The 15,523-nt window shown below is 63.7% G+C and carries 4 protein-coding genes; 3 read left to right on the forward strand and 1 reads right to left on the reverse strand.

Annotation, left to right across the window (positions count from 1 at the left end; all coding sequences use genetic code 11):
* Window positions 1–59 precede the first annotated feature (59 nt).
* A complete protein-coding gene (locus HX793_RS28980; protein ID WP_016976333.1) occupies window positions 60–851 on the forward strand; it encodes a substrate-binding periplasmic protein in 792 nt (263 codons plus the stop codon).
* A 104-nt stretch (window positions 852–955) separates the two neighbouring features.
* On the opposite strand, the gene HX793_RS28985 is transcribed toward HX793_RS28980, so the two are convergent.
* Window positions 956–1,507: an RNA polymerase factor sigma-70 gene (locus tag HX793_RS28985; protein WP_005789991.1), complete on the reverse strand. Its 552-nt coding sequence runs from the start codon at window positions 1,505–1,507 to the stop codon at window positions 956–958.
* 302 nt (window positions 1,508–1,809) lie between these two features.
* Between HX793_RS28985 and HX793_RS28990 the strand changes: the two genes are divergently transcribed.
* Together HX793_RS28990 and HX793_RS28995 are read left to right on the forward strand one after the other, a co-directional pair.
* Window positions 1,810–2,562 carry a thioesterase II family protein gene (locus HX793_RS28990; RefSeq protein WP_095017093.1) on the forward strand — a complete coding sequence of 251 codons (753 nt, stop codon included), beginning with the start codon at window positions 1,810–1,812 and terminating at the stop codon, window positions 2,560–2,562.
* 55 nt (window positions 2,563–2,617) lie between these two features.
* Window positions 2,618–15,499: a non-ribosomal peptide synthetase gene (locus tag HX793_RS28995; RefSeq protein WP_177097335.1), complete on the forward strand. Its 12,882-nt coding sequence runs from the start codon at window positions 2,618–2,620 to the stop codon at window positions 15,497–15,499.
* Window positions 15,500–15,523 lie beyond the last annotated feature (24 nt).

Raw genomic sequence — 15,523 nt, forward strand, 5'->3', positions numbered from 1 at the left:
TCTTTTTCAGAGTTTCCCTAGCTTATCGCCATTAGCGTTTTTGAACGGTGTGTGCCTTGATGTTTTCGCCATGGCGGCTGGCTGCAGGACTTACCTTTTGGGCACTGGGCACCGCGTGGTGGGTGCCAGCCTCGGCTGCGCAGTTGGTGCGCATCGGTGCGGCGCACTTTCCACCCTATACCGTGCGCCCGGAGCAGGGCGCCGATACGGGTTTGCTGCCGCAACTGGTCGAGGCGTTGAACGCCGCGCAAACCGATTACCAGTTTGTGTTGGTGCCCACCTCTATCCCTCGACGTTTCCGCGATTTCGAGCAGGGCCGGGTCGATATGGCTATCTTCGAAAACCCCGCCTGGGGCTGGCAGAAGATTCCTCATACCAGTGTCGACATGGGCCTGGAAGACGCCGAAATCTTCGTCGCCCAGCGTGAGCCCGGCCGTGATCAGGCTTACTTCGCTGACTTGAACGGCAAGCGCCTGGCGGTGTTCAGTGGTTATCACTACGCCTTCGCCAACTTCAACCCCGACCCCAGGTACATGGCCGAGCACTTCAATGCCACGTTGACCTACTCCCATGACAGCAACCTGCTGATGGTCGCGCGCGGGCGTGCCGACATCGCCCTGGTGACGCGTTCGTACTTGAGTGACTTCATGGTGCGCAACGCGGACATGGCCGGGCAGTTCCTGGTGTCGGAACGCATTGACCAGGTCTATCACCACTACGCCTTGCTGCGCCCGAAAGCGCCGATTACGGGGGAAGCGTTTGCCGCGTTGCTCAAGCGCTTGCGCGACGACGGCGAGATGCTGAAGATTTTCGAGCCCTATCGCATCGATGTAACCGCAGTTCCTCTGTAGGAGCGAGCTTGCTCGCGAAGAACCTGAGTGCGCCGCATTGATTCAGAATTAACGTGGCGTTCTGACGTTCTTCGCGAGCAAGCTCGCTCCTACAGTGACGGTCATCAGACCCTGCGTGCAAACGTATCGCTATGGCTGCCCGACACCTTGCGGCAGTGCACCAGCGCATCCCGGATCATGAAGTTCACCAGGGTCGGCGAGACGCCGAGTTCCTTGGCGATGTCCTTTTGCGGCACGCCGTGCAAACGGTACATCTCGAACGCGTAGCGGGTGCGTTGCGGCAGCTCCGTCAGGGCGTCGGCGATGTTTTCCAGGGTGTTGAAATTGATGTGCGAGGTTTCCGGTGAAGCGCCGTGAATAACCACATTCAAGCCTTCCTCTTCCGTCCCGGAGTATTTGAGCTCCAGGGCCTGCTTGCGGTAGTGATCGATGGCCAGGTTGCGCACGATCTGGAACAGATAACTCAATTGAGCCTTGAACGATGACGTGATCGTCGGTGCCGACTGCAGCCGGAAGTAGGCGTCCTGCACTACGTCTTCGGCACGGGAGCGGCACCCGGTAATGCGCGCCGCGATTTTCACCAGAATCAGCCGATTATCGACGAATGCCTGGAGAAGCGGTGAGTCGCACCTGCCTGTGGATACTTGTTCCGTCATGGAAATCACCTTGTCGCAAAAGAGGTTAGGGGAGGGCGTCCTTGCTGAGGCCTCCTACACATCGGGCAACAAATTATGCTGAATGATAATGATTGTCAAATGAGAAGGCGAACTAATCTTATGCTTTCTTGTTAGGTGTGAACCACGTCTCGCTCGTACCCGGCGACTAATTATTTGCCGGTGCCGTCCGTTCTTCTGGGTGACAGGTCCGTTAGCAATACGGCCAAGGATCAGCACCCGCAGGAGGACGAAATGGGTTTCTATCGTGCATACAGCGTGTTTCAGTTTGGAGTCGTCACTCAATGAGTACGCCGACCCGACTGCGCCTGTTCTGCCTGCCCTATTCGGGCGCCAGCGCCATGGTTTACGCGCGCTGGCGCCGGGCCCTGCCTGAATGGTTGCAGGTGTGCCCGCTGGAATTGCCAGGGCGTGGCATGCGCATGGACGAGCCGTTGCAGCGTGATATCAAGGCCTTGGCGGCCCAGCTCGCGGACGAAATCAGCCACGACTTGAGCGGCCCCTACGCCTTGTTCGGTCACAGCCTCGGCGGCCTGCTCGCCTTCGAATTGGCGCATGCGTTGCGTGCGCGCAACGTGCCGCCGCCGCTGGCCCTCTTCGCTTCCGGAACGGCTGGACCGGCGCGTCGCGACGTCAGCGAGTACGCCATCGAAAAGACCGACGAACAACTGATCGCCCGCCTGCGCGAGCTGCAAGGCACCGCCGAAGAAGCCTTGGCCAACCCCGAGTTGATGCAGTTGATGCTGCCGATCCTGCGCGCCGATTTCCTGCTGTGCGGCAGCTTCACCTACGGCGAGCGCGCACCGCTGGGCATGCCGATCCACGTGTTCGGCGGCAAGCAGGACAGCGTGCGCGCCGACCAGTTGCTCGACTGGCAGCTCGACGCCGCCAGCGGCTTTTCCCTGGACATGTTCGACGGCCACCACTTCTTCCTCATGCAACACGAAAGCGCCGTGCTGCGCTGCATGCGGCGCTACGCCGACGAACACCTGGCCCGCTGGCGCAATGGCGCGGCACGGTCACTCGCCGTCGGCTGAACAAGCCCCCCCGAATTCTTGAATTTCCCGTAAGCCGATTTCAGGCAGGAACCCCATGATGGACGCCTTCGAACTTCCCCGCACCCTGGTCCAGTCTCTTCAACGTCGTGCCGCGCAGACCCCGGACCAGGTCGCCTTGCGCTTCCTCGCCGAGTCCGCCGAGCACAGTGTTGTGCTCAGTTACCGCGACCTGGACCAGCGCGCTCGCACCATCGCTGCCGCCTTGCAAGCCAATGCGGACCTGGGCGACCGTGCCGTGCTGTTGTTTCCCAGCGGCCCGGATTACGTTGCGGCGTTCTTTGGTTGCCTCTACGCGGGGGTGATCGCGGTGCCGGCCTATCCACCGGAGTCCACCCGTCGCCACCATCAGGAGCGCCTGCTGTCGATCATCAGCGATGCCGAGCCGCGCCTGTTGCTGACCATCGCCAGCCTCGCCGATGGCTTGTCGCAGATCGAAAACGCGCCGCCGGTAATGAGCGTCGATAGCTTGGAAAGTGTCGGCCATTGGGTCGCCCCCGACCTGCGCCCGGACGACATCGCCTTCCTGCAATACACCTCCGGTTCCACCGCATTACCCAAGGGCGTGCAGGTCAGCCACGGCAACCTGGTCGCCAACGAAGTGCTGATCCGTCGCGGTTTTGGCATCGACCTGAACCCGGATGACGTGATCGTCAGCTGGCTGCCGCTGTACCACGATATGGGCCTGATCGGCGGCCTGCTGCAACCGATCTTCAGTGGCGTGCCCTGCGTGCTGATGTCACCGGCCTACTTCCTCGGCCGGCCGTTGCGCTGGCTGGAAGCGATCAGCGAATACGGCGGCACCATCAGCGGCGGTCCGGATTTCGCCTATCGCCTGTGCAGTGAACGGGTCAGCGAGACGGCCCTGGAACGCTTGGATCTGAGCCAATGGCGCGTGGCCTATTCCGGTTCCGAGCCGATCCGCCTCGACACCCTGGAGCGCTTCGCCGAGAAGTTCGCCACCTGCGGTTTTACCCCGAACAATTTCTTTGCCTCCTACGGTCTGGCCGAGGCGACTCTGTTTGTCGCCGGTGGCACACGTGGCCACGGCATCCCTGCGCTGCGCGTCGACGAGCAGGCCCTGGCTGCCAACCGCGCCGAACCGGGGCAGGGCAGCGCGATCATGAGCTGCGGCACCAGCCAGCCGGAACACGCGGTGCTGATCGCGGACCCCCACACCCTCACCGAGCTGGGCGACAACAGCGTCGGCGAACTCTGGGCCACTGGCCCGAGCATCGCCCACGGCTACTGGCGCAACCCCGAAGCCACCGCCAAGACCTTCGTAGAGCACGCCGGCCGTACCTGGCTGCGCACGGGCGACCTGGGCTTCATCCGTGACAGCGAGGTGTATATCACCGGTCGCCTCAAGGATTTACTGATCGTACGCGGCCACAACCTGTATCCCCAGGACATCGAGCAGACCATCGAGCGCGAAGTGGAAGTGGTGCGCAAGGGGCGGGTTGCGGCATTTGCGGTAAATGAACAGGGCCTGGAAGGCATCGGCATTGCCGCCGAAATCAGCCGCAGCGTGCAGAAAATCCTGCCGCCCGAAGCGCTGATCAAGGCGATCCGCCAAGCCGTTGCCGAGGCGTATCAAGAGGCGCCAAGCGTAGTGGTGCTGCTCAACCCCGGCGCCTTGCCGAAGACTTCCAGCGGCAAAGTGCAGCGCGCAGCCTGTGCGCTTCGTCACAAGGACGGCAGCCTCGACAGTTATGCCCAGTTCCCCGACCTGCAAGCGCAGGTGAGCGATGGGGCGCTGGAATCCGAGCTGCACAACCAGATTGCGGCGATCTGGTGTGAGCAACTGAACATCGCAAGCGTTGCCGCCGATGATCATTTCTTCCTGCTCGGCGGCAACTCCATCGCCGCCACCCAGGTGGTCGCACGCCTGCGCGAAACCCTCGGCCTGGAACTGAATCTGCGCATGCTGTTCGAAGCGCCGACCCTGGAAGGCTTCGCCGCCAACGTCGCGCAGTTGCAGCAAGACGGTGGCGTCGCCCAAGGCGCGATTCACCGCCTGTCGCGCCAAGAGGAATTGCCCCAATCCTTGGCGCAGAACCGCCTGTGGATCACCTGGCAGCTGGACCCGCACAGCAGCGCCTACACCATCCCCGGCGCCCTGCGCCTGCGCGGCGAGTTGGATGAAGACGCCGTGCGCGCCAGCTTCCAGCAATTGATCCAGCGCCACGAAGCCCTGCGTACGCGCTTCTACGAGCGCGACGGCCAGGCTTTCCAGCGTGTCGACGCCAAGGCGGATTTCGAGCTGCAAGTCATCGACCTCAGCGACCTCCCCGTTGCCGAGCGCGAAGCCCGTGCGCAACAGATCCGCGAAGACGAAGCACGTACCCAGTTCGACCTGGAAAAAGGCCCGCTGCTGTGGGTGACGCTGGTGCGCCTGGACGATGAAGATCACCAACTGCTGGTGACGCTGCACCACATCATCGCCGACGGCTGGTCGCTGAACATTTTGATCGACGAATTCTCGCGCCTCTACGCCGCCGCAGCCCAGGGCCAAACCCTGGAACTGCCGCCCCTGGCCCTGCAATACGCCGACTACGGCAGTTGGCAGCGCCAATGGCTGGCCGAAGGGGAAGCCCAGCGTCAACTGGCGTACTGGAAAGCGCAGCTGGGTGAGGAGCATCCCACCCTCAGCCTGGCGACCGACCACCCGCGCTCGGCACACCACCGTCACAGTGCCTCACGCCACACCGTGCGCCTTGGCGCGAGCCTCAGCGAAGCGATTCGCCAGACCGCCCAGGCCAACGAATCCACGCCATTCATGCTGCTGTTGGCGGCATTCCAAAGCCTGCTGCATCGCTACAGCGGCCAGCGCGACATTCGCATCGGCGTGCCCAACGCCAACCGCCCGCGCCAGGAAACCCAAGGCCTGGTCGGCTTCTTCATCAACACCCTCGTGTTGCGTGCCGAGCTGGATGGACGCCTGCCGTTCAACGCGCTATTAGCCGCGACACGCCAGGCGGCGCTGGGTGCCCAAGCCCATCAGGACCTGCCGTTCGAACAACTGCTGGAAGCCTTCCCGCAGGCCCGCGAGCAGGGCTTGTTCCAGGTCATGTTCAACCACCAGCAGCGCGACCTCAGCGCGTTGCGCCGCCTACCGGGCATGCTCGCCGACGAGCTGCCGTGGCATAGCCGCGAAGCCAAGTTCGACCTGCAACTGCACACCGAAGAAGACCGCAACGGGCGCCTGGGCCTGTCGTTCGACTACGCCGATGAGCTGTTCGAAAACGCGACCATCCAGCGCCTGGCCGAGCACTACATCAACCTGTTGCACGCCGTCTGCGAACAGCCCGAGCAAGCCATCGGTGACCTTGCGCTGATGCAGCACGACGAACAGGCGCTTTACAGCGAAGCACCCTGCGCGCCAGCCCAGCAGTGGCTGCCGGAGCTGCTCAACCAGCAGACCTCGGACGCCACCGCGCTGGTCTGGGACGGCGGCAGCCTGACCTTCGCCCAACTGCACACCCAGGCCAACCGCCTGGCCCATTACCTGCGCGACAAAGGCGTCGGCCCGGACGTGTGCGTGGCCATCGCCGCCGAGCGTTCGCCGCAATTGCTGGTCGGCCTGCTGGCGATCATCAAGGCCGGTGGCGCCTACGTGCCGCTGGATCCGGATTACCCCGCCGAGCGCCTGGCCTACATGCTCAAGGACAGTGGCGTACACCTGCTGTTGACCCAGACCGCGCTGCTGGAACAGGTGCCGAGTGCCGAAGGCGTTTGCGTGATCGCCATGGACAGCCTGCACCTCGATAGCTGGCCAACCCAGTCGCCCGGCCTGCACCTGCACGGCGATAACCTCGCCTACGTGATCTACACCTCCGGTTCCACCGGCCAGCCCAAAGGCGTGGGTAATACGCATGCGGCGTTGGCCGAGCGCTTGCAGTGGATGCAGGCTACGTATCAACTCAATGACACCGACGTGCTGATGCAAAAGGCGCCGATCAGTTTTGACGTGTCGGTGTGGGAATGCTTCTGGCCACTGATTACCGGGTGCCGCCTGGTGCTGGCTGGCCCTGGTGAGCATCGCGATCCGCACCGCATCGCGCAGTTGGTGCAGGAACACGGCGTGACCACGCTGCACTTTGTGCCGCCGCTGTTGCAGTTGTTTATCGACGAACCGTTGGTGGCTGAATGCACCAGCCTGCGTCGCCTGTTCTCAGGTGGTGAAGCCTTGCCCGCCGAGTTGCGTAACCGCGTGTTGGCACAGTTGCCAGCGGTGCAATTGCACAACCGTTATGGCCCGACCGAAACCGCGATCAACGTGACTCACTGGCACTGCCGCGCCGAAGACGGCGAGCGTTCGCCGATTGGCCGGCCGCTGGGCAATGTGATCTGCCGTGTGCTGGATGAACAGCTCAACCCTGTGCCGCTGGGCGTGCCGGGTGAGTTGTGCATCGGCGGCATCGGCCTGGCCCGCGGTTACCTCGGGCGTGCCGGGTTGACGGCGGAGCGTTTTGTTGCCGACCAGCAGGGGGCGCGCCTGTATCGCACCGGCGACCGTGCGCGCTGGAGCGCCGACGGCGTGATCGAGTACCTCGGTCGGCTCGATCAGCAGGTCAAGCTGCGCGGCTTTCGTGTGGAGCCGGAAGAAATCGAAGCGCGCATGCTCGCCCTGGAGGGTATCGCCCAAGCCGTGGTGCGGGTGCGTGACGGGCAGTTGATCGGTTACTTCACCGCCCAGGGCGAACTGGATGAGGAGGCTGTAAAAACCGCCCTGGCCGCCGAGCTGCCGGAGTACATGGTGCCCGCGCTGCTGATACGTCTGGACGCCATGCCGCTGAGCCCCAGCGGCAAGCTGGACCACCGTGCATTGCCGGAACCGGTGTGGCAAGTGCGTGAGCACGTCGAACCTGAAACCCCGCTGCAACAGCAGATCGCCGCCATCTGGCGCGAAGTGCTCGGCCTGCCAGGCATTGGTCTGCGCGATGACTTCTTCGCCCTCGGCGGCCACTCGTTGCTGGCCACGCAGATCATCTCTCGCACCCGCCACGCGTGTGACGTCGAGCTGCCGTTGCGCACCCTGTTCGAAGCCAGTGAGTTGGGGGCGTTTGCCGAGCAGGTCGGCCTGATCCAAGCATCGGGCCAGCGCAACCAACAGACTGCCATCGCCAAGGTCGACCGCAGCCAACCGGTGCCGTTGTCCTATTCCCAGCAGCGCATGTGGTTCCTGTGGCAGATGGAACCGGACAGCCCGGCCTACAACGTCGGCGGCATGGCGCGTTTGCGCGGCGTGCTGGATGTGGGGCGTTTCGAGGCAGCGTTGCAAGCGCTGATCATGCGTCATGAAACCCTGCGCACGACGTTTCCGAGCGTCGACGGTGTGGCCTATCAGAAGGTTTCGCCGCAAACCGGACTGCGCATGGACTGGCAGGATTTTTCCGCGCTGAGCGAAACCGAACGCCAACCGCGCCTGCAACAACTGGCCGATCATGAGGCGCACACGCCGTTCAACCTGGAAACCGGGCCGTTGCTGCGTGCGTGCCTGGTCAAGGCCGGCGAGCAGGAACACTACCTGGTATTGACCCTGCACCATATCGTCACCGAAGGCTGGGCCATGGACATCTTTGCCCGTGAACTCAGCGCCTTGTACGAAGCCTTTATCGACGAGCGCGACTCACCGCTGGCGCCGCTGCCCGTGCAATACCTCGACTACAGCGTGTGGCAGCGCCAGTGGCTGGAGTCCGGCGAACGCCAGCGCCAGCTGGATTACTGGACCGCGCAACTGGGCAATGAACACCCGCTGCTGGAACTGCCCGGCGACCGTCCGCGTCCGCCTGTGCAAAGCCACCAGGGCGAGTTGTATCGCTTCGACCTCAGCGACGACCTTGCGGCCCGCGTACGTGCCTTCGATGCCGAACGCGGCCTTACCCTGTTCATGACCATGACCGCCACCCTGGCTGTGTTGCTCTACCGCTACAGCGGCCAGACCGACCTGCGCATCGGCGCTCCGGTCGCCAACCGCATTCGCCCGGAAAGCGAAGGCCTGATCGGCGCGTTCCTCAACACCCAGGTGCTGCGTTGCCAGCTCAATGGGCAGATGAATGTCGCAGAGTTGTTCGAGCAGGTGCGCCACACCGTGATCGAGGGCCAGTCCCATCAAGACCTGCCATTCGACCATTTGGTGGAAGCCCTGCAACCCCCGCGCAGCGCGGCGTACAACCCGCTGTTCCAGGTGATGTGCAACGTGCAGCGCTGGGAGTTCCAACAGAGCCGCCAACTGGCCGGCATGACCGTTGAATACCTGGCCAACGATGCCCGAGCGACCAAGTTCGACCTCAACCTGGAAGTCACCGACCTCGATCATCGGCTGGGTTGCTGCCTGACCTACAGCACCGACCTGTTCGATGAGCCGCGCATTGCGCGCATGGCCGAGCATTGGCGTAACCTGCTGGAAGCCTTGATCGCGGATCCGCAGCAACGCCTCAGCGAATTGCCGTTGTTGGGCGCCGATGAACAGCGTGTATTGCAAGACAGCCTGGGCGTCGAGAAAGGTGAGCACCGTCTCGACCAGTGCATCCACCCACTGTTCAGCCAGCAAGCGGCAGTGCGTGGCGATGCGCCGGCGCTGACCTTTGCCGGCGTTACCCTCAGCTACCGCGAACTCGACGCCCGCGCCAACCGCCTGGCCTGGATGCTGCGCGAACGTGGCGTCGGCCCGCAGGTGCGTGTCGGCCTGGCGTTGCCGCGCTCCCTGGAAATGGTCATCGGCCTGCTGGCGATCCTCAAGGCGGGCGGCGCCTATGTGCCGCTGGACCCGGAATACCCGCTGGACCGCCTGCACTACATGATCGAAGACAGTGGTATCGGCCTGCTGCTCAGCGATGCGGCGATGTTCGAAGCCCTCGGCGAGTTGCCTGCCACCGTCGCGTGCTGGTGCCTGGAAGATGACTCGCCAGTGCTGGCCAACTACCCGGCCGATGCGCTGCCGTTTACCAGCCTGCCGCAACACCAGGCGTACTTGATCTACACCTCCGGCTCCACCGGCAAGCCGAAAGGCGTGGTGGTGTCCCACGGTGAGATCGCCATGCATTGCGCGGCGGTGATCGAGCGGTTTGGCATGCGCGCGGAGGACTGCGAGCTGCACTTCTATTCGATCAACTTTGACGCCGCCACCGAGCGCCTGTTGGTGCCGCTGCTCAGCGGCGCGCAGGTGGTGTTGCGGGCTCAAGGCCAGTGGGATGCAGAAGAAATCTGCGGGCTGATCCGCACCCATGGCATCAACATCCTGGGCTTCACCCCGAGCTACGGCAGCCAGTTGGCGCAGTGGTTGGCCACTCAGCAGCAGACCTTGCCGGTGCGCATGTGCATCACCGGCGGCGAAGCCCTCACCGGCGAACACTTGCAGCGCATCCGTGCCGCGTTCCAGCCGCAGGTGTTCTTCAACGCCTATGGCCCGACTGAAACCGTGGTGATGCCGCTGGCCAGCCTTGCACCGGAGCAGTTGGAGGAGGGCGCCGCCAGCGTGCCGATCGGCAGCATCATCGGTGACCGCGTGGCTTACATTCTCGACGCCGACCTGGCCCTGGTGCCGCAAGGCGCGACCGGCGAGTTGTGCGTCGGCGGCGCCGGCCTGGCCCAGGGGTATCACCAGCGTCCGGGCATGACGGCGGAACGGTTTGTCGCGGACCCGTTTGCGCGCAACGGCGGGCGCCTGTACCGCACCGGTGACCTGGTGCGCCAACGCGCCGATGGCCTGGTGGAGTACCTGGGACGGATCGACCATCAGGTGAAAGTCCGTGGTTTCCGTATCGAATTGGGCGAGATCGAAACCCGTCTGCTGGAACATGCAGCCGTGCGCGAAGCGGTGGTGCTGGCGCTGGATTCGCCGAGCGGCAAACAGTTGGTGGCGTATTTGGTCAGCGATGCCGAGCACGGCGCGCTGCGTGACGCGCTGAAGGCCCATCTCAAGGCGCAACTGCCGGACTACATGGTGCCCGCGCACTTGATCGTGCTGGACAGCATGCCGCTGACCGCCAACGGAAAACTTGATCGCCGTGCCCTGCCGCAACCAGATCCTGAGGCGAACCGCCAGCAGTACGTGGCACCGCGCAACGAACTGGAAAGCACCCTGGCTGCGATCTGGTGTGCTGTACTGAACGTGCAGCAAGTCGGCCTGGACGATAACTTCTTTGAGCTGGGTGGCGACTCGATCCTGTCGATCCAGGTGGTCAGCCGTGCGCGGCAGGCCGGGATTCATTTCAGCCCGCGTGACCTGTTCCAGCACCAGACCGTGCAGACCCTGGCCGCCGTAGCCACGCGCTCCGAGCAAATCACCGCAGAGCAAGGCGTGCTTACCGGCCCTTCGGGCCTGACGCCAATCCAGCATTGGTTCTTCGACACCGAGATCCCGAATCCTCAGCACTGGAACCAGGCGCTGGTCCTCAAGCCGCTGCAACTGCTCGACCCGCATCGCCTGGAGCAAGCGCTGCTGGCAGTGCTGGAACATCACGACGCCCTGCGCCTGAGCTTCTGCCAGCGCGACGCGCAATGGCACGCCGAGCATTTGGCCGTGCCGGAAGGCGGCGTGTTGATGCAGGCGCAAGTGCGCGACATGGCGCACTGCACCGCGCTGTTCACCGACACCCAACGCAGCCTCGACCTGCAACACGGCCCGCTGCTGCGCGCCTTGCTGGTGGACGGTCCCGAGGGGCAGCAACGCCTGCTGATCGCGATCCATCACCTGGTGGTGGATGGCGTGTCGTGGCGTGTGTTGTTGGAAGACCTGCAAAACGTCTACCGCCAACTCAGCGACGGTCAGTCCGTCAGCCTGCCGGCCAAAACCAGCGCGTTGCGTGACTGGGCGGCGCGTTTGCAAGCCTACGCCGGCAGCGAATCCCTGCGTGAAGAGTTGAGCGTCTGGCAAGACCAATTGGCTGGGCCGGAAACCGTATTGCCAGTGGCCCGTCCACAAGGCTCGCTGCGCAACCGCGATGCCGACACCGTCAGCGTGCGCCTGGATGCCGAACACACCCGCCAATTACTGCAGCAGGCGCCAAGTGCCTACCGCACCCAGGTCAACGACCTGTTGCTGACCGCCTTGGCCCGTGCGGTGTGCCGCTGGAGCGGCCACGCTTCGGCGTTGATCCAACTGGAAGGCCACGGCCGCGAGACCCTGTTCGATGAAATCGACCTGACCCGCAGCGTCGGCTGGTTCACCAGTGCCTATCCGCTGCGCCTGACCCCGCACGCCGGGCAGGCCGATTCGATCAAGGCGATCAAGGAGCAACTGCGCGGCGTGCCACATAAAGGCCTGGGCTATGGCGTGCTGCGCTACCTGGCCGATGACCTGTGCAAACAGAGCATGGCTGCGCTGCCGAGCGCACAGATCACCTTCAACTACCTCGGTCAGTTCGACCAGAGCTTCGGCGCTGACGCGCTGTTCCACCCGCTGGACGAGCCCGCCGGCCTGGCCCATGACCCGGACGCGCCGCTGCCCAACGAGTTGAGCGTCGACAGCCAGGTGTACGGCGGTGAACTGGTGCTGCGCTGGACCTTCAGCCGCGAGCGTCACGATCAACAGAGCATCCATGAACTGGCGGATGCCTACCTCGCTGAGCTGCAAAGCCTGGTCGCGCATTGCCTGCAAGACGATGCCGGTGGCCTCACGCCGTCCGACTTCCCGCTGGCGCACTTGACCCAATCGCAACTCGACAGCCTGCCGATTGCCGCCAGCGCCATCGAAGACGTCTACCCGCTGACCCCCATGCAGGAAGGCCTGCTGCTGCACACCCTGTTGGAGCCCGGCACCGGCCTCTACTACATGCAAGACCGTTACCGCATCAACAGCGCGCTCGACCCCGAGCGTTTCGCCCAGGCCTGGCAGGCGGTGATCGCCCGCCACGAAGCCCTGCGCGCTTCGTTCTGCTGGAACGTCGGCGAAGACATGCTGCAAGTGATCCACAAACCGGGCAGCACGCCGATTGAGTACCTGGACTGGAGCAACGACCCGGAAAGCGAACAGGAACCACGCCTGCAAGCGCTGCTCAAGCAAGAGCGCGAAGCCGGTTTCGATCTGCTCAACCAGGCACCGTTCCACCTGCGCCTGATCCGCGTCGGCGCCGAGCGCTACTGGTTCATGATGAGCAACCACCACATCCTTATCGATGCCTGGTGCCGTTCGTTGCTGATGAATGACTTCTTCGAGCTCTACATGGCCCTCGGTGAAGGCCGCGACGCGCAACTGGCCACACCGCCGCGTTATCGCGACTACATCGCCTGGCTGCAACGCCAGAACCTCAACGAAGCACGCCAATGGTGGCAGCAGAACCTGCAAGGCTTCGAACGCACCACGCCGATCCCGAGCGACCGGCCGTTCCTGCGTGAGCACGCGGGCCACAGCGGCGGCATGGTGGTGGGCGACTGCTACACCCGCCTCGAAGCCCACGACGGTGCGCAACTGCGCGAGCTGGCCCAGGCTCACCAACTGACCGTCAACACTTTTGCCCAGGCGGCATGGGCGCTGGTGCTGCGTCGCCTGAGCGGCGATCGCGACGTGTTGTTCGGTGTGACCGTGGCCGGCCGCCCGGTGGAAATGCCGGAGATGCAACGCACCGTCGGCCTGTTCATCAACAGCATCGCCCTGCGCGTGAAACTGCCCGAGGACGACCAGCGTTGCAGCGTGCGTCAGTGGTTGAGTGGCTTGCTCGACAGCAATATGCAACTGCGCGAGTACGAATACCTGCCGCTGGTGACGATCCAGGAACACAGCGAACTACCCAAGGGCCAGCCGCTGTTCGACAGCCTGTTCGTGTTCGAAAACGCCCCGGTGGAAGTCTCGGTGCTGGACCGCGCACAAAGCCTGAATGCCACCTCGGACTCCGGCCGCACCCACACCAACTTCCCGCTGACGGCCGTGTGCTATCCGGGCGATGACCTGGGCTTGCACCTGTCCTACGACCAGCGCTACTTCGACGAAACCACCGTGCAAGGCATGCTCGGCGAGTTCAAGCGCCTGCTGCTGGCGTTGGTCCAAGGCTTCCATGGCGACATGGCCGACCTGCCGCTGATTGGCGAGCAGGAGCGTGAGTTCCTGGTGGAGGGCTGCAACCAGAGTGAGCATGTTTACCCGCTGGAGCGCAGCTACATCGAACTGTTCGAAGAACAGGTCGCCGCGCACCCGCAGCGCATTGCCGCCAGTTGCCTTGATCAGCAATGGAGCTATGACGAACTGAACCGCCGCAGCAATGGCCTCGGCCATGCGCTGATAGCCGCGGGTGTCGGTCTGGATCAGCCGGTGGCATTGCTGGCCGAACGTAATCTCGACCTGCTCGGCATGATCATCGGCAGCTTCAAGGCCGGTGCCGGCTACTTGCCGCTGGACCCAGGCCTGCCAAGCCAGCGCCTGCGCAGCATCATCGATTTGAGCCGCACGCCATTGCTGGTCTGCACCGAAGCGTCCCGCGAGCAGGCCATCGAGTTGCTGGAGGGTTTCGACAGCCAGTTGCTGGTGTGGGAAGAAATACCGGCACGTGGCGAAAACCCCGGCATCTACAGTGGCCCGGACAACCTGGCCTACGTGATCTACACCTCGGGCTCGACCGGCCTGCCCAAGGGCGTGATGGTGGAACAGCGCGGCATGCTCAATAACCAGTTGAGCAAGGTGCCGTACCTGGCCTTGAGTGACGCGGATGTGATCGCGCAGACCGCGTCGCAGAGCTTCGATATTTCCGTGTGGCAGTTCCTTGCCGCGCCGTTGTTTGGCGCGAGGGTGGATATCGTGCCGAACACCATCGCGCATGATCCCCAAGGCCTGCTGGAACACGTTCAGACCCAAGGGATCACCGTGCTGGAAAGCGTGCCATCACTGATCCAGGGCATGTTGGCCCAGGACCGCATCAGCCTGGATGGCCTGCGCTGGATGCTGCCAACCGGCGAAGCGATGCCACCGGAGCTGGCGCATCAGTGGTTGTTGCGTTACCCCGAGATCGGGCTGGTGAACGCTTATGGTCCGGCGGAATGTTCCGATGATGTGGCGTTCTATCGCGTCGACCTGGCGTCGACCCGTGGCACCTACTTGCCGATTGGTACGCCGACTGACAACAACCGTTTATACCTGCTCGATGGCGCCCTGGAACTGGTGCCGCAAGGCGCGGTGGGTGAGTTGTGCGTCGCCGGTACCGGCGTCGGTCGCGGCTACGTCAGTGACCCGCTGCGCACCGCGCCGGTGTTTGTGCCAAACCCCTTCGGTGCTCCGGGCGAACGCCTCTACCGCACCGGCGACCTCGCGCGCCGGCGCAGTGACGGCGTGCTGGAGTACGTCGGGCGTGTCGACCATCAAGTGAAGATTCGCGGCTACCGCATTGAACTGGGTGAAATCGAAGCGCGCCTGCACGAACAACTGGAATTGCGCGATGCGGCGGTGGGCGTGCAGGAAGGCGTCAACGGCAAGCACCTGGTCGGCTACCTGGTGGCGGCGGATGAGGCACTGAACCCAAGCGAACGCCTGGACCGCATCAAGCAACGCCTGCGTGCCGAACTGCCGGAATACATGGTGCCGCTGCACTGGCTGTGGCTCGACCGCCTGCCGCTCAACGCCAACGGCAAACTCGACCGCAAGGCACTCCCGGCCCTGGAGATCGGCCAGTTGCACAGCCAGGACTACCTGGCGCCGCGCACCGAGCTGGAAACCACCTTGGCCGCGATCTGGGCCGAAGTGCTGAAGGTTGAGCGGGTAGGGGTCGAAGACAACTTCTTTGAACTGGGCGGGCATTCGTTGCTGGCGACGCAGATTGCCTCGCGGGTGCAGAAGACGTTGCAGCGGGATGTGCCGCTGCGGGCGATGTTCGAGTGCAGCACGGTGGGGGAATTGGCCGAGTATATCGATGGGCTGGCAGCGAATGAGATCAGCGCCGAGAAGGTGGATCGGTTGAGTGATTTGATGGCGGAGTTGGAGGGGCTTTAATTTTCGCTGTCAGTCAAGGCCTCA

The organism is Pseudomonas reactans (genome assembly GCF_013387025.1).
Taxonomy (GTDB): Bacteria; Pseudomonadota; Gammaproteobacteria; order Pseudomonadales; family Pseudomonadaceae; genus Aquipseudomonas; species Aquipseudomonas reactans.

Coding starts and splice junctions, on each gene's coding strand:
- HX793_RS28985 (WP_005789991.1), bottom strand. CDS start 1,507: ATGACGGAACAAGTATCCACAGGCAGGTGCGACTCACCGCTTCTCCAG.
- HX793_RS28995 (WP_177097335.1), top strand. CDS start 2,618: ATGATGGACGCCTTCGAACTTCCCCGCACCCTGGTCCAGTCTCTTCAA.
- HX793_RS28980 (WP_016976333.1), top strand. CDS start 60: ATGTTTTCGCCATGGCGGCTGGCTGCAGGACTTACCTTTTGGGCACTG.
- HX793_RS28990 (WP_095017093.1), top strand. CDS start 1,810: ATGAGTACGCCGACCCGACTGCGCCTGTTCTGCCTGCCCTATTCGGGC.